The 15,165-nt window shown below is 69.0% G+C and carries 17 protein-coding genes and 1 pseudogene; 8 read left to right on the top strand and 10 right to left on the bottom strand.

Features of this window, described 5'->3' with window-relative positions; all coding sequences use genetic code 11:
* Positions 1–39: 39 nt before the first annotated feature.
* Positions 40–1,556: pseudogene (locus RH864_RS05245) on the bottom strand (SulP family inorganic anion transporter).
* Positions 1,557–1,714: 158 nt separating this feature from the next.
* Between RH864_RS05245 and RH864_RS05240 the strand changes: the two are divergent.
* Complete coding sequence (locus RH864_RS05240) at positions 1,715–2,086, top strand: MerR family transcriptional regulator (RefSeq protein ID WP_310516472.1); 372 nt, start codon at positions 1,715–1,717, stop codon at positions 2,084–2,086.
* Between the two features lie 3 nt (positions 2,087–2,089).
* Here RH864_RS05240 and RH864_RS05235 read toward each other — a convergent pair whose 3' ends face one another.
* The gene (locus RH864_RS05235) at positions 2,090–2,269 is read right to left on the bottom strand and encodes a hypothetical protein (protein WP_310516471.1); all 180 of its coding nucleotides are present in this window, start codon (positions 2,267–2,269) and stop codon (positions 2,090–2,092) included.
* Positions 2,266–2,607: a DUF7882 family protein gene (locus tag RH864_RS05230; RefSeq protein WP_310516470.1), complete on the bottom strand. Its 342-nt coding sequence runs from the start codon at positions 2,605–2,607 to the stop codon at positions 2,266–2,268. Before RH864_RS05230 ends, RH864_RS05235 begins: the two co-directional genes overlap by 4 nt.
* 150 nt (positions 2,608–2,757) lie before the next feature.
* On the opposite strand from RH864_RS05230, the gene RH864_RS05225 reads away from it, so the two are divergent.
* The 5 genes from RH864_RS05225 to RH864_RS05205 all read left to right on the top strand — a co-directional run bounded on the left by RH864_RS05225 (position 2,758) and on the right by RH864_RS05205 (position 7,027).
* Entirely contained in the window at positions 2,758–3,039 is a 282-nt protein-coding gene (locus tag RH864_RS05225; RefSeq protein WP_310516469.1) for a DUF7882 family protein, read from the top strand.
* 144 nt (positions 3,040–3,183) lie between these two features.
* Positions 3,184–3,393: a heavy-metal-associated domain-containing protein gene (locus RH864_RS05220; RefSeq protein ID WP_310516468.1), complete on the top strand. Its 210-nt coding sequence runs from the start codon at positions 3,184–3,186 to the stop codon at positions 3,391–3,393.
* On the top strand, positions 3,393–4,373 hold the full coding sequence (locus RH864_RS05215; protein WP_310516467.1) for a heavy-metal-associated domain-containing protein: 981 nt from the start codon (positions 3,393–3,395) through the stop codon (positions 4,371–4,373). The genes RH864_RS05220 and RH864_RS05215 overlap by 1 nt, the downstream gene beginning before the upstream one ends.
* A 36-nt stretch (positions 4,374–4,409) precedes the next feature.
* Positions 4,410–6,686, top strand: a complete 2,277-nt coding sequence (locus RH864_RS05210; protein WP_396129944.1) for a heavy metal translocating P-type ATPase — start codon at positions 4,410–4,412, stop codon at positions 6,684–6,686.
* Between the two features lie 26 nt (positions 6,687–6,712).
* A complete protein-coding gene (locus tag RH864_RS05205) occupies positions 6,713–7,027 on the top strand; it encodes a metal-sensitive transcriptional regulator (RefSeq protein ID WP_310516465.1) in 315 nt (104 codons plus the stop codon).
* Between the two features lie 35 nt (positions 7,028–7,062).
* Here the strand turns inward: RH864_RS05205 and RH864_RS05200 are convergent, their stop codons facing one another.
* Positions 7,063–7,929 (bottom strand): AraC family transcriptional regulator, encoded by an 867-nt coding sequence (locus RH864_RS05200; RefSeq protein ID WP_310516464.1) that lies wholly within the window; start codon positions 7,927–7,929, stop codon positions 7,063–7,065.
* Between the two features lie 151 nt (positions 7,930–8,080).
* Here RH864_RS05200 and RH864_RS05195 point away from each other — a divergent pair, with 151 nt between their 5' ends.
* Complete coding sequence (locus RH864_RS05195) at positions 8,081–9,313, top strand: ATP-binding protein (protein WP_310516463.1); 1,233 nt, start codon at positions 8,081–8,083, stop codon at positions 9,311–9,313.
* Position 9,314: 1 nt separating this feature from the next.
* Here the strand turns inward: RH864_RS05195 and tal are convergent, their stop codons facing one another.
* From tal to folE, 3 genes are read right to left on the bottom strand one after another with little or no spacing between them, the layout of a single operon-like run.
* Positions 9,315–10,415: a transaldolase gene (tal, locus tag RH864_RS05190; RefSeq protein ID WP_310516462.1), complete on the bottom strand. Its 1,101-nt coding sequence runs from the start codon at positions 10,413–10,415 to the stop codon at positions 9,315–9,317.
* The gene (locus tag RH864_RS05185) at positions 10,394–11,680 is read right to left on the bottom strand and encodes an NAD(P)/FAD-dependent oxidoreductase (protein WP_310516461.1); all 1,287 of its coding nucleotides are present in this window, start codon (positions 11,678–11,680) and stop codon (positions 10,394–10,396) included. Before RH864_RS05185 ends, tal begins: the two co-directional genes overlap by 22 nt.
* A gap of 23 nt (positions 11,681–11,703) precedes the next feature.
* Positions 11,704–12,378, bottom strand: a complete 675-nt coding sequence (folE, locus tag RH864_RS05180) for a GTP cyclohydrolase I (RefSeq protein WP_310516460.1) — start codon at positions 12,376–12,378, stop codon at positions 11,704–11,706.
* Positions 12,379–12,460: 82 nt separating this feature from the next.
* Between folE and RH864_RS05175 the strand changes: the two genes are divergently transcribed.
* Positions 12,461–13,153, top strand: coding sequence for a helix-turn-helix transcriptional regulator (locus RH864_RS05175; protein ID WP_310516459.1), 693 nt, complete (start codon positions 12,461–12,463; stop codon positions 13,151–13,153).
* Here RH864_RS05175 and RH864_RS05170 read toward each other — a convergent pair.
* The 3 genes from RH864_RS05170 to RH864_RS05160 form a co-directional block, all read right to left on the bottom strand.
* Entirely contained in the window at positions 13,150–13,476 is a 327-nt protein-coding gene (locus RH864_RS05170) for a hypothetical protein (RefSeq protein ID WP_310516458.1), read from the bottom strand. The two genes, RH864_RS05175 and RH864_RS05170, sit on opposite strands and share 4 nt — an antisense overlap.
* An 18-nt stretch (positions 13,477–13,494) precedes the next feature.
* Complete coding sequence (locus RH864_RS05165; protein ID WP_310516457.1) at positions 13,495–13,635, bottom strand: hypothetical protein; 141 nt, start codon at positions 13,633–13,635, stop codon at positions 13,495–13,497.
* Between the two features lie 64 nt (positions 13,636–13,699).
* Entirely contained in the window at positions 13,700–15,001 is a 1,302-nt protein-coding gene (locus tag RH864_RS05160; protein ID WP_310516456.1) for an ATP-binding protein, read from the bottom strand.
* Positions 15,002–15,165 lie beyond the last annotated feature (164 nt).

Below are 15,165 nucleotides of genomic sequence, written 5' to 3'. Positions count from 1 at the left end.
GATCGAGGCGCGTCATCGGCGCCCTCGTGCGGGCCGGGCTCAGTGCCCGGCGCCGAGGGTGCCGGCGAGCCGGCCGTGCAGTTCGGTGCTGGCCTCGTTCATGCCGACGATGACGGCACGCTTGCCGTGGTGCTCGTATTTGGTGGTGATCGCGTCGAGGGCGGCGACGGTCGAGGCATCCCAGACATGCGAGGCGGACATGTCGATCACGATCCGGTCGGGGTCGTCGGCGTACTCGAACTGGGTCGTGAGGTCGTTCGACGAGGCGAAGAACAGCTCACCGTTCACGGTGTAGTACGCGGTGGGCACGGGCTCGTCGAGCTCGACCCGGCGCTGGACGGTGGCGAAGTGCGCGACGCGACGCGCGAACGCGACCATCGCGACGATCACGCCGACGATCACCCCGATCGCGAGATTGTGCGTGGCGACCACGACCGCGACGGTGGCGACCATCACGGTCGTCTCGCTCTTCGGCATCCGCTTCAGCGTCGACCAGCGCACCGAGTGCCAGTCGAAGGTCGCGACGGAGACCATGATCATGACCGCGACCAGCGCGGCCATCGGGATGATCGCGACGAGGTCGCCGAGGACGACGACGAGGATCAAGAGGAACACGCCGGCGAGGAACGTCGAGATCCTCGTGCGCGCGCCGGAGACCTTGACGTTGATCATGGTCTGGCCGATCATGGCGCAGCCGCCCATGCCGCCGAACAGCCCGGAGAGCACGTTCGCGGCGCCCTGGCCGAGCGCTTCACGGGTCTTCCTCGAGTGGGTGTCGGTGACGTCGTCGACGAGCTTCGCGGTCATGAGCGACTCGAGCAGACCCACCAGGGCCATCGCGAGCGCGTACGGGGCGATGATCGTGAACGTCTCCCACGTGAGCGGCACGTTCGGGATGAACAGCTCGGGCAGGCTCTTGGGCAGCTCACCCTGGTCGCCGACGGTCGGCACGTTGATCGCCGCGATGACGACCGCCGCGGTGACCAGCACGATCGCGACCAGCGGCGCGGGGACGGCCTTGGTCACCCGTGGCATGAGCACCATGATGATGAGGCCGGCGGCCACCAGCGGGTAGACCATCCACGGCACGTCGATGAGGTGCGGCATCTGGGCGGTGAAGATCAGGATCGCGAGCGAGTTGACGAAGCCGACCATGACGCTGCGCGGAATGAACCGCATGAGTTTCGCCACCCCGAGTGCGCCGAGCGCGAGCTGGAAGACTCCGGCGAGGATCACGGTGGCGATGAAGTAGTCCATGCCGTACTCGCGCGCCACGGGTGCGATGACCAGCGCGACCGCGCCGGTCGCGGCGCTGATCATCGCGGGGCGGCCGCCGAGGAACGCGATCGAGACGGCCATGACGAACGACGAGAACAGCCCGACCCGCGGGTCGACGCCCGCGATGATCGAGAACGAGATCGCCTCGGGGATGAGCGCCAGCGCGACGACGAGGCCCGCGAGGACCTCCTTGTCAGGATTCGAGGTGTGCGAAGCGCGGTGAGCACTGACGGTTCCGCGCGATACCGCGTGGTGTCGGGGCTCTGGGCGGCAGCCATGTAGGGTCTCCCGGGGTTGGGGGGCTCGACGAGCCTGGTGATGAGTGTCGTGGGGCGCCCCATTGCGCGGCCGTGAGACGGCAGTGCGGCTGATCAGCCGGCGTTCAGAACCCTACCCTAACGTAAGGGTAGGTTTTGCGAAGTTCGAGAGGAGCGGGATGAGCGGCGACGCCACCATGCACATCGGCGAGCTCGCCGAACGCACCGGACTCTCCCTGCGCACCATCCGCCACTACGACGAGACCGGGCTCCTCAAGCCGTCCGGGCGGAGTGAGGGCGGGTTCCGGCTGTACACGGAGTCGGACTTCGACCGGCTCATGCTCATCCGTCGGATGAAGCCGCTCGGGTTCTCGCTCGAAGAGATGAGCGAGCTGTTGAAGATCATCGATGCCCGTCGCGCAGGGCACGCGGATGGCACCATTGCGGCCTCGTATCAGCACTTCGTGGACGAGACCGTGAGCCGGCGCGCGAAGCTCGAACAGCAGCTCGCCATGGCCGACGAGTTCCTCGAGCTCCTGCGTCAGAACTGAGGGTCAGTCGCCGTCGACCGCCGCGCTGACGTCACCGGCCTCGACCGCAGAAGGTTCGCGATCGTCGAGGACTGCGCCGGTCGAGGTGCCGAGCGCATCGCCCGCACGCAGATTCGCTGCCTCCAGAGCACGCTCGATCGCGAGATCCGAGTCGGACTTCAGGTCGTCTGATCGGTCGTTCATGTCGCCGATGCCTCTCTCTCGTCCACCGCGGGCTTCGCGGTCATGTCCTCTTCGACGAGTTGGATGCCACCCGTCGAGTTCGCAGAGCGCATCAGTTGGTCGATCCAGCTCCGGTTGAGGTCCGGCCGCTCGAGTTCGTCGAACATGAACCGAAGCGGGATGGTCGGATGCATCCAGATCGTCGAACGCCCGGCGGGATGGTCGACCGTGCGACCCCATGACAGTGTGAAGCTCTCGCCGCGGCGCAGTTTGGTGATGATCGCGACCTTCAGATGGGCCAACGTCCGATCCTCGACCTGAATCGGGGTGCCCGTCTCTCCATAGAACAGGGTTCCCATGCACGCACGATACTCCTTTCGCGTGTCGCCCTTGAGATCGCAGCTGATCCGTTCGTGAGACGACGGTGCAACGCAGTACGCGGAGACGCAACCCCCTTTTCGTCGGCCCGCTCGAGACGCAGAGTGTGCACGGGAGGGGAAGGGTCTCGCATGGGTGAGCTGAGGTACGGCGCCGGACGAGTGGTCGAGGTGGACGATCGTCTTCTCGCTCACCTCGAGCCCGTGATCATGAACAAGCTTGCGCGAGGCGAGCCGTTTCCACTGACGCTCGAAGACGGGGACGGGTCGGAGACCTTTTGGATCACTGAGCGCGCGCACGTCGAGATCGTCTACGCCGAGCCTGCATCGCCCGCCCTCAACCAGCGGTGGATTCACGAGCTCGCCGCGGTGGCCGAGTCGCCCGCGGGTCTGTGGGCGACGCCCGAACCGTGACCGAGCCTGAGCGAGGGCCACTCCGCTTCCGCCGACTCGTACCGTCTCGTCCTGCGCGAAACGCCCTCTGCGGGAATACCCCATCGGGGTATATGTTACGGTGGACGGACATACCCCGTAGGGGTACCGACCGAAGGAGCAGGAATGACGACGACCGAGTACCAGGTGACGGGCATGACGTGCGGTCACTGCGAGATGTCCGTCCGCGAGGAGGTCGGTCAGGTCGCAGGAGTCCAGGAGATCCGGGTGAGCGCGCAGACCGGCAAGCTCGTCGTGACCACCGATCAGCCGGTCGCCGATGCCGACGTCCTGGCGGCGGTCGACGAGGCCGGCTACTCGGCCGTTCGCGTCTGATGAACGCCGCGGGACGGCTCGGCCTGTTCTCCGCCGGGGCAGTGGTCGCGTTCGCGGCCGCATTCGGCGTTGCCGCCGTGGCCGTCCCCGGCGATCCGTCGGGCGGCCCCGCGGGCGGCCCGAGTGAGGGAGAGACCATGAAGGACGAGAGCAACACCAACATGGGAACGGCGACCGCCTCTGGCGCTCCGGCGGGAGTGTCGCTCTCCAGTGGCGGCTACGTCCTCTCGCCCGTGACCGCGCCAGCGGTGACCGGGCAAGCCGGCGAGCTGCGCTTTCAGATCATGACGGCGCAGGGCGAGCCGCTCACCGAGTACGCCGTCGCTCACGAGAAAGACCTGCATCTCATCGTCGTCCGCAGCGACGGCACCGGCTTCCGGCACGTCCACCCCGCACTCGAAGCGGACTCCGGCACGTGGTCGCTTCCGTGGGAGTGGGACGCCGCCGGTACGTATCGCCTGTACGCCGACTTCACTCCCGGCGACCGGGATGGCGAAGGCGTGACGCTGACCCGCACGGTGCAGGTGGCCGGCGAGTATCGGCCCGTCGCGGCCGAGGTCACGCAGACCGACGAGGTCGACGGCTACACCGTGACGATCGACGGCGATCTGGTCGCCGCCAGCATGAGCGACCTGACGATCTCGGTCAGCCGCGACGGCGAGCCCGTCACCGCCCTCGAGCCGTACCTCGGGGCGTTCGGGCATCTCGTCGCGCTCCGCGACGGCGACCTCGCCTACCTGCACGTGCACGCCGACGGCGACGAGCCGCAGCCGGGCGACACGTCAGGGCCCGAGATCGCATTCATGGCGGAGGCCCCCACCGCCGGCCGATACCTGCTCTACCTCGACTTCCAGGTCGGCGGGCAGGTGCACACCGCCGAGTTCGTGCTCGACGCGACCGGCCACGGGTCGAACGACGCGAAGACGCACGAAGCACCGCACGAGGAAGCGCCGCACGAGGAAGCGCCGCACGGGCACTGACCCGGCGCGATGACGATGGAAGGAACGATGAGCACGATGAGCACGGTGGAAGCGACGAGTCCGACCGGGCCGAGCGTCGAGCTCGAGATCGGTGGGATGACATGCGCATCCTGCGCCATGCGCATCGAGAAGAAGCTCAATAAGCTCGACGGCGTCGCGGCGACGGTCAACTACGCCACCGAGAAGGCCAAGGTGACGGTGCCGCTGGGCTATGACCCCGCCCGGCTCATCGCCGAGGTCGAGAAGACCGGGTACACCGCGGTGCTCCCTGCCCCCAAGCAGACGAACGCCGACGGTCCGGCGGGCGCCGACGGCGCCGCGGATCCGGAACTGACGTCGCTGCGCGATCGGCTCCTCGTGTCGATCGTGCTCTCGGTCCCGGTCATCGCGATGGCGATGATCCCGGCCCTGCAGTTCACCTATTGGCAGTGGGCGTCGCTCGCGCTCGCGGCACCCGTGGTCGTGTGGGGCGCGTTCCCGTTTCACCGGGCGGCGTGGGCGAATCTCCGTCACGGCACCGCGACCATGGACACCCTCATCTCGATGGGCACGCTCGCGGCGTTCGCCTGGTCGCTGTACGCCCTGTTCTTCGGGACCGCGGGCACACCGGGCATGACCCACGGCTTCGAGTTCGCGCTCGCGCCCACCGACGGCTCGGCGAACATCTACCTCGAGGTGGCCTCCGGCGTCACGGTGTTCATCCTCGCCGGACGGTACTTCGAGAAGCGGTCGAAGCGACAGGCGGGTGCCGCCCTGCGGGCGCTGCTCGAGCTGGGCGCGAAGGACGTGTCGGTGCTGCGCGACGGCGTCGAGGGCAAGATCCCGATCGACGACCTCCGGGTGGGGGATGAGTTCATCGTGCGCCCCGGCGAGAAGATCGCGACCGACGCCGTCGTGGTGTCGGGGACGTCCGCCGTCGACGCCTCCATGCTCACGGGTGAGTCGGTGCCCGTCGAGGTCGTCGCCGGTGACCCGGTCACGGGCGCCACGGTCAACGCCGGCGGCCGGCTGGTGGTGCGCGCGACGCGCGTCGGCTCCGACACGCAGCTCGCGCAGATGGCGAAGCTCGTCGAGGACGCGCAGACCGGGAAGGCCGAGGTGCAGCGCCTCGCCGATCGGATCTCGGGCGTGTTCGTGCCGATCGTGATCCTCATCGCTGCCACGACCCTCGGCGCCTGGCTCGGAGCCGGCTTCCCCGCATCCGCCGCCTTCACCGCCGCCGTCGCCGTCCTCGTCATCGCGTGCCCGTGTGCGTTGGGCCTCGCCACGCCGACCGCGCTGCTGGTCGGCACCGGCCGGGGGGCGCAACTCGGCATCCTGATCAAAGGTCCCGAGGTGCTCGAGTCGACCCGCACGGTCGACACGATCGTGCTCGACAAGACGGGGACCGTCACCAGCGGGCGGATGACCCTGACCGATGTCATCGTGGAGCCGGGCGCCGACCGGCTCGAGCTGCTGCGGTTGGCCGGCGCACTCGAGTACGCGTCGGAGCATCCCATCGCCCAGGCGATCGCGGCCGCCGCGGCCGCCGAGGTCGGCACCCTGCCCGACGTCGAAGGGTTCACCAACCTGGAGGGGAAGGGTGTGCAGGGCGTCGTCGACGGGCACGCCGTGCTGGTCGGACGTGAAGCGCTGCTCGCCGAGTGGGCGCTCCGGCTCACTCCCGGGACCGCTGCGGCCAAGGCCCGGGCCGAGGCCGAGGGCAAGACCGTGGTCGCGGTCGGCTGGGACGGTGCCGCGCGGGGCATCCTCGTCGTCGCCGACACGGTCAGGCCCACGAGCGCTGAGGCCGTCTCCCAGATGAGAGCCCTCGGGTTGTCGCCGGTGCTGCTGACCGGCGACAACGACACCGTCGCTCGGCGCATCGCGGCGGAGGTCGGCATCGACGAGGTCATCGCCGAGGTCCTCCCCGCCGACAAGGTCGACGTCGTCGCTCGGCTTCAGCGGGAAGGCAAGGTCGTCGCGATGGTCGGTGACGGCGTCAACGACGCTCCCGCGCTCGCCCAGGCTGATCTCGGTCTCGCCATGGGCTCGGGCACGGATGTCGCGATCGAGGCGTCCGACCTCACGCTCGTCCGCGGCGACCTGCGCGGTGCGGTCGACGCGATCCGCCTGTCGCGCCGCACGCTCGGCACCATCAAGTCCAACCTATTCTGGGCCTTTGCCTACAACGTCGCGGCCATACCCGTCGCGGCGCTCGGGCTGCTCAACCCGATGCTCGCGGGCGCGGCGATGGCGTTGTCGAGCGTGTTCGTCGTCGGCAACAGCCTCCGGCTCCGCGGCTTCGCCAGCACCGCCCGCCCGACCGCCTGAACCTCTGCTCACGAAGGAGCGCTCCCATGACCACCGTCGACACGCACGAGCACCACACCCACCACGGATACATCACCGACAAGGAGCGGTACCTCAACCGGCTCAAACGCATCGAAGGCCAGGCGCGCGGCATCTCTCGCATGGTCGACGAGGAGAAGTACTGCATCGACATCCTCACGCAGATCAGCGCGCTGAAGAGCGCCCTCGACGCCGTCGCCGTCGGCCTCCTCGACGACCACCTCACGCACTGCGTGGTCGACGCGGCCCGCGCCGGCGGCGACGAAGCCGACCAGAAGATCAAGGAGGCCAGCGCGGCCATCGCACGGCTGGTGCGCTCCTAGCGGTCGTGCCCTGATGTGCCACGCCTCGCGCGGGTTCAGGCGCGCTCGACGGGGAACCAGAGCTCGCACGTCGCGGTGCTGAAATCCGGTGACTTCTCGAGCACGGCGACGATCGACGGACCAGGCCGGAGCCGCCACGGGTTCGACGGGAACCAGTCCGTCGCGGACGCCGCATACGCGCCCTGCAAGGCGGCAGGGTGCGGGCCGGATGTCCGGAACACCACCCACGGCCCCGCGTCGACGTCGATGACGTCGAGGTCGGCGGGAGGCACTGACGCGACCTCGACGGCCACGCCGTGCAGGTAGGTCAACTCGCTGCCCTCGGTCGAGTCGGGGTCGACGTCCGCGCTGACCTGCAGCAGTCCGGACGGCTCGGTGTCGCTGAGCTGCTTGAGGCGCTCATGCTCGGAGACGGGCAGCGACGTGATGTGCCGCTGGATGTGCGGGTTGACGCCCTCATGGATCAGCGGCACGCGTGCGGCGTGGCCGATGAGACGGAAGGCGGGTCGTTCGATGATTCGGGCATCCACGGGGGTGCTCCCTTCGACGGTCAGGCGGAACCTGAGTTGAGGTTGACTGCGAAGGGGGCCGCCGTCCCGGCGGACGTCGCCGTGACGGGCGCCGTGCACGGCGCGGAACGCTCGCCCGAACGCTTCGACCGAGCCGTACCCGTACCGCACCGCGATCGTGAGCAGATCCTCATCTCCGATGACGTCCGCGGCGGCGACGGTCATACGTCGCCGCCGCACGTAGTCGGACACCGGCATGCCCGCCAGCGACGAGAACATGCGACGTGCGTGATAGCCCGTCGTTCCCATCGAGGCGGCGAGCTCGTCGACGTCGAGGTCTTCGCCGAGGCGCTGCTCGATCTCGTCGACGAGCCGGTTGAGGATCCCGATCATGACCGCTCCCTTCGAAGGACCACTGTCGTCGAGGCAGGCGCCGATCCACCCGACTTCTCCGGTCCGATTCTGTCGGCTGCGGGCGGGGTTCTCGGGACGCAGGCTCGTGATAACTTTATCGCCGACTACGGAACCTGATAAAGTTATCAAGATGCGCACCCCGCTCGATAGCCCATTCAGCCCTGGGTCCGACAGCGTTCCGGCGGTCTGGGCAGGCCGGACCGAGCAACTGAGCGATTGGCGCGACATCGTTCGTCCTCGTCGGAATGCGGGATTGCCCGAGCGTGGTCGGACGATTCTCGGGGAGGCGGGGCTCGGAAAGTCGACGCTCGTCCGGCGGATCGCCCGTGAGGCGGCCGCCTCCGGGGACTGGGTGACGCCGCAGCTGCGCATCCCGTCGGGCGCCGACCCATTGAAGCTGATCGCCGACGCCCTGCTCAGGCTCGCCGAGGACGCAGGCCTCGCCGCTGCGCGAGAAGAGCGGATCAGAAGCGCGCTGAAGAGCGTGCAGGCCGTCGCCGTCAGTGGAATCTCGCTGACGATGCGTCGGCAGGACGGTCCTGAGCCGTTCACCGTGCTGACCGCTCTGCTCGTCGAGATCGGTCGCGCGGCGATGAAACACGGCGCCGTCGTGCTGATCCACGTCGACGAAGTGCAGAACATCACCGACAAGAACGCACTGTCGCAACTGCTGATCGCGCTCGGCGACGCGCTCGTGCACGAGGAGGAGGTCGTGGCCCCCGGCAACATCCGGGTGCTCAGGTCGTTGCCGATCGCCGTGTATCTGACGGGTCTTCCCGACTTCGCAGACCTGGCCGGCGCGAATATGGGAGCGACGTTCGCGCGCCGCTTCAAGACGACCACCCTCACTGCGCTCGAAGAAGCCGACCTGGCAACCGCTCTGCAGCAGTTCGTCATCGAGGGCTGGCCGGTGGACGAGGGCGCCGGGGTGTTGAGCCGCATCCACATGGAGCCGGAGGCGGTGGCGGCGATCGTCGAGCTCTGCCGCGGCGAGCCGTTCCTGTTCCAGCTCGCCGGAGAACGCGCGTGGTACGCCGGGACGGGCGACGTCATCACGCGGTCGCAGGTCTTGAACGGTTGGAAGGCCGCGAGGTCGGAGGCCGCGAACCACGTCGAACGGATTCTCGCGAGGCTGCCTGGGCGAGAACGCGAGTTCGTCCAGGTGATGGCCGATCTGCCGCCGGGTGAGCGGACGCTGACCCGCATCGCGTCCGGCATGGGCTTCGACAAGGCCACTGCGGCAGGCCCGACGTCGCAGCGCCTCGACTCGGTTCGCGGGATCATCGATCGGGGCAAGCCGTACACGTTCCGGCACCGTGCCGTGGAGGCGTACCTGACCAGTGATTGGCCTGACGTCGGCTAGCTCAACCGGCCGCGCCATCCCGCCGCCCGGCGGTGGCGATGAGGCGATCCCACGATTCCGAGAACGTGCGGATCCCGGCCGCCTCCAGCGTCGTCGCGACGTCCTCGAGCGAGATGCCGACCTCCTGGAGCGCCGCGGCCACATCGTGCGCGTCGGCGATGCCGTCCTCGAGGGCGCCGGGCCTGATGACGCCGTGGTCGCGGACGGCGTCGAGCGTCTTCTGCGGCATGGTGCTCACGGTGTCCGGAGCGACGAGCGTTTCGACGTAGCGGGTGTCGCGCAGACTCGGATCCTTGACGCCCGTCGACGCCCAGAGCGGGCGCTGCACGTGGGCGCCGGCCTCGGCGAGCTCGATCCAGCGCGGATCGCGCAGCGACTGCTGGAACAGCTCGTAGGCGAGACGCGCGTTCGCGATCGCGGCCCGGCCCGCGAGATCGGCCGTGCCGTCGCCGGTCGCCGAGGCGAGCCGGCGATCGACCTCCACGTCGACTCGCGACACGAAGAACGACGCCACCGAGCGGATGCTCCTGAGCTGAAGTCCTGCGGCGAGAGCCCGCTGCAGCCCCGTTCGGTAGGCGTCGATCACCTGGCGGTACCGGTCGAGCCCGAAGATCAGGGTCACGTTGATGCTCTGACCGGCCGCGATGCACGCCTCGAACGCGTCGATGCCGGCCGTGGTGGCCGGGATCTTCACGAAGACGTTCGGGCGCCCGACGAGCTCGCGCAGGTGATGCGCCTCGGCGATCGTGCCTCGCGCGTCGTGCGCCGCGGTCGGGCTGACCTCGATCGAGACCCAGCCGTCGAGGCCGCCGGTCCGGTCGTGCACGGGGCGGAGCAGATCGCAGGCCGCGCGCAAGTCGTCGGCCATGAGCGTCACGGCAGCGGTCGTGACACTCGCGCCGGCCTCGATGAGGCGGGCGAGCCGGTCTCGATAGTCGGCTCCCTCGGCGAACGCGGTGGCGAAGATCGTCGGATTCGTGGTCACCCCACCCAGCCCGAGGCCGACGAGATGCTTCAGCTCGCCCGAGCGGATGCGGGGGCGCGAGAGGTCGTCGAGCCAGATGCTGACTCCTGCGTCGTTCAGCTCGCGGACGGCGTCCATGGCCGTGCCTCTCCGAGTTCGCCGACGTCGGCGACGTCGTCCAGCGGGATGGACTCGTCGCGGAGCATCCGCTCGTCGACCGATGCGCCGGACCGCACCAGCGCCTGGATCGACTCGTTGACGTCCCACACGTTCACGTTCATGCCCGCGACGACGCGCGGCCCCTGCATCCAGAACGCGACGAAGGTGCCCGACGACGGGTCACCGCGGTACACGATCCGTGCCTCACGGGTCAGCGGTGCGAAGCCGGCGTACTCCATGCCGAGGTCGAACTGGTCGGTATAGAAGTAGGGGATCGCATCGTGCACGACCGCTTGCCCGAGCATGGACCGTGCCGCCACGGCACCGCCCGTGAGCGCGTTCGCCCAGTGTTCGCTGCGCAGTCGCACGCCGGCGATCGGGTGCTCGGCGGCGGCGATATCGCCCGCGGCGAAGATGCGCGGGTCGCTCGTGCGGAGTGCGGCGTCGACCAGGACGCCGCCATCGACCGCGAGCCCGGCGTCGCGGGCGAGCTCGATCGCGGGGACGGCCCCGACGCCGACGACCACCAGGTCGGCGGCCACGACCTCGCCGTCCGCCATACGCACGCCGGTGGCGGTGCCGTGCGCACCGACGATGGCGTCGACCGCGACGGACGGCCTGATGCTGACACCGTTGCGGCGGTGCAGGTCGGCGAAGTACCGGCCGAGCTCCTCGCCGAGGGCCGCGGCGAGGGGAACCGGGTCGCGTTCGAGCACGGTCACCTCGTTGCCGAGCGAGCGTGCGGTGGCGGCGACCTCCATGCCGATCCAGCCCGAGCCGATCAGCACGACGCGTGTTCCGCCTTCGGCGATGACGCCTCGGATGGTCTCGCAGTCGTCCACGGTGCGCAGCACGTGGACGCCCCCGAGCTCGGCGCCCGGAATCGGCAGGCGGCGCGGGGTCGACCCGGTTGCGAGCAGCAGCGCGTCGTATCGGATCGTCGCGCCCGACTCGAGCCGCACGTGCGAGCTGTCGCGGTCCAGCGCCGCGACGCGGGCGCCGGTCTGCAGGTCGACGTCGTGTTCGCGGTACCAGGCGCTGTCCACGACGTCGATCGAGTCGCGACCCTCGGTCCCCGCGAGGTAGCCCTTGGACAGCGGCGGACGGATGTATGGGGCGTGCCGTTCGGCGCCGATCAGGTGGATGCCTCGGTCGAAGCCCTCCTCGCGGAGGGTCTTCGCCGCGGTCGCTCCGGCCAGGCCGGCACCGACGATGACGACGTGCTCGGGATTCGAGGTGGACATCGGCTGCTCCTTCGATCGGGTCGTCAGATCGCCCGCGTCCCGGCGAATTGCGCCGGTCCGGCGAAGTGCGCCGGTCCGGCGAACTGGGCTGGTCCGGTCGAGGCGAGTGCGCCGGTGAACCGGGAGGTGCGCGTCACCGCGCCGCCGGCCTGGACGCCACGGATCGACATGCACAGATGCTCGGCCTCGATGACGACGCCCACGCCGCGGGCGTCGAGCGCGTCCTGGAGGAAGTCGGCGATCTGCACCGTGAGCCGTTCCTGCAGCTGCAGGTCGTGTGCGAAGTGCGCCACCACCCGGGCGAGCTTGGAGAGGCCGAGCAGGCGGTCGGTCGGCAGGTATCCGACCTGGACGGTGCCGCGGAACGGCAGCAGGTGATGCGCGCACAGCGAGACGAAGGGGATGTCTCGGACGAGCACGAGCTCGCCGTAGCCCTCGTCGTTCGGGAACGTGGTCAGGTCGAGCGGTGCTCGGCTCAGCAGTTCGTCGAACGCCTGGACCACACGACGGGGCGTGTCGGTGAGGTTCGGGTCGGCGAGGTCACGCCCGAGCGCCCCGAGGAACTGCCGGATCGCCGCTTCGGCGGCCCCGCCGTCTCGAGCCGGTGCGGCGCCGGCTCGTGCCGCGTCGGCGGCGTCGGAGGGCGGGTTCACGAGCCTCAGGGTGGGTTCGTCATCCGATTCACTCGACCATGACATGTCCGCCTCCAGCGATCTGAGGCGAGCGTACGTCCGCTCGAATTCTTTTGTCAAGAACCACATTTTTAGAGATAATCGGAAGATGGAAGCATCCGGGCCCGCGAATCATGCCGAGGTCATCGCGGCGCTCGCCGAACCGAGCCGGCTGACGCTCTACCGGCTGATCCGGCGGAGCGAGACTCCGCTCGGCCGGGACGAGCTGGCCGAGCAGACCGGGCTGCCGCGGTCGACCGTGGCGTTCCACCTCGACCGCCTGGTCGCCGTCGGCGTCCTCACGACGGGCTTCGCGCGCCGGTCGGGTCGCGGCGGACCCGGGGCGGGCCGCCCGGCGAAGTTCTACTCGGTGGCGGCCGAAGAGGTGAGCGCCTCGATCCCACCGCGCAGCTACGACCTCGCGGGCGATCTGCTCGCGACGGCGGCCGAGGTGTCCGACCGGACCGGTGCGCCGATCCGCGACTGCCTGGCCGACGTCGCACACGCCAGGGGTCGAGAGCTGGCCGACGGGACCCCATCGCTCACCGAGGTGCTCGACGACTTCGGATACGAGCCCGCCCCCGACCTCGACGGCGGCCTGCGCCTGACCAACTGCCCGTTCCACCGGCTCGCCGCACGCCACACCGCGCTCATCTGCGCGGCCAACGTCTCGTTCGTCCAGGGCCTCGCCGACGGCGCCGACGAGGATCGCGAGGTGTGGCTCGAGCCCGCCCCGCCCGGCTGCTGCGTGCGCATCGGACCGGGCGATGAGACGCGAGCGGGCGACCGGGAGCCGGACTAACCGTCGTTGCCGTCCGCGGACTCGATGATCGCGCGCATGGTCTCGACGGAGATCTCCTCGCGTGCGCCGTCGAGCCATTCGTGGATCGTGAACCCGAGGCCCAGCCCGGTGAGGTAGTCGGCGGTCTTCTCGAGCCGCGGCACGACGTCGAGGTGGTCGTTGCCGAACAGTGCCGCGACGTACACGGGCTCGCCGTCTCGGATCGCATGCCGCAGCTCGACCGTCGAGCGCCGGGTGATGCGGTACAGCGACTTCAGCACCTCACCGGGCAGATCGGGTGTTCCGGCGATGGTGAGCGAAATGGCGTTCTCGGGCGCAGTCACCCCTCCATCACACCACCCTCAGCCGCCCGAAGGGTTGTCCACGGGGCGGTCGTTCTCGTCCGTGGTGTCGGGCGGCTCGGGCGCACCGCCGGAGGCGGTGTCCGCCTCGGTGTTCTCGTCGGGATCGCCCTGCGTGTTGGGTTCGTCGCGTCCGGTCATGGCGCTACCGTACGGCGGCCGCCGCGGATGCGGGCAGGGCTTGACGGCGAGAGCCAGGCACCCGTCACGCCATCGACATACCCGACATCAGGTCGTTCGTTCGCCAGAGACGGTCGATCGGCATGACGTGCAGGCGGTCCTCGTAGCTGTATGAGCGGCGACCGGTGCTCAGGGCGATGCCCGCGATGAAGCGTGATCCGAGCGCATCCCGCAGCAGGCGCAGGGCCTTGAAATCACGGCCCGCGACCCGTTCGGCGGCCTTCACCTCGAACGCGAGCACCCTTCCGTCGTCGAACTCGATCACGAAGTCGATCTCGTCCGCGTCGCTGAGACGCCAGTGCCCGCTCATGACCCGCTCTTCGAACCACGAGATCTGCTTGCGCAGCTCGCCCACGACGAACGTCTCGAGGAGATGTCCGAACTCGGTGAGTGCGGTCGGGTCGAGCGAAGCGAGCTTCGCCGGGCTGAGGCGCAGGAGCCGGGCCGCCAGGCCGGAATCGACCACATGAATCTTCGGGCGAGAGGTCGCCCGGGCGTTGAGCGTCTTGCCCCAGGCGGGAAGGCGGGTGACCAGGAAGAGGTCCTCGAGCAGCTTTACGTACCCTTCGACCGTCTTGCGTTCGACGCCGAGACCGGCCGCTGCGGTGCTCACATTGAGGACTTGCGCGGTCTGCCCCGCGAGCCGGCCGAGCACATCGTTGAGCACATGTCGTTCTCGGACCCGTACGAGTTCCATCGCGTCTCGTTCAATCGAGGCGCGAATGTAGTCGTCGAACCAGCGGTTTCGGGCCGGCTCGGCTCGCGTCACGGCGAGCGGTAACCCGCCCGCGCAGATCCGATCGAGGTACTCTCCTCGCGAGGTCGCTGAGGTGGGCCAACGCGCGACGGTCGCCTCAGGTGCGTCACGGAGGCTCGTGACGAGGTCCTCACGGGTACCAGTGAGCTCACCTTGCGAGAGTGGCCAGATCACCAGGTTGTGAAGCCGACCCGTGAGTGCTTGCGCGGTGCGCGGGAGCGCGTCCTGTCGAGTGGAGCCGGTGAGCACCGCGGTACCGGGCTGCGCGCCATCGCGGTTCAAGCGTGCTTTGAGGGCGTCGAGGAGATCAGGCACGTGCTGGTATTCGTCGACGCAGAGCGGCGGGGCCGCGTCGATCGCGATGGAAGGACTTGCCGCGACGGCGTCCCTGACCACGGGATCGTCGAGATCGATGACCGTCGCTCCATTCGCGTCCGCGAACCGCCTGAGCACGGTCGACTTGCCGACCGAACGGGGGCCGTGAAGCGCGATGACCGGCTCCTCGGCCGCGAGAACGCCGAGCAGTGTCTCGATTCGGCGAGCGTGGATGGGAATGACGGCGTCGGACACTGGTCTAAACTACCAAATCTCGCGGGTCGTAACTACCAAATTTCGCATGTCTTAACTACCAAATCTCGCACAACCGAATGACGAAATCTCGCAGGCCTGAATGACCCAATCTTGCAGGCTTCATCGGCTGCTGAGACGGGGAGTCCTCCCCATGGTGAAGACGA

It is taken from the genome of Agromyces aerolatus, assembly GCF_031432255.1.
GTDB lineage: Bacteria > Actinomycetota > Actinomycetes > Actinomycetales > Microbacteriaceae > Agromyces.
The sequence above is the reverse complement of the archived record's forward strand: the minus strand, read 5'-3'. Positions and strand labels throughout refer to the sequence as shown.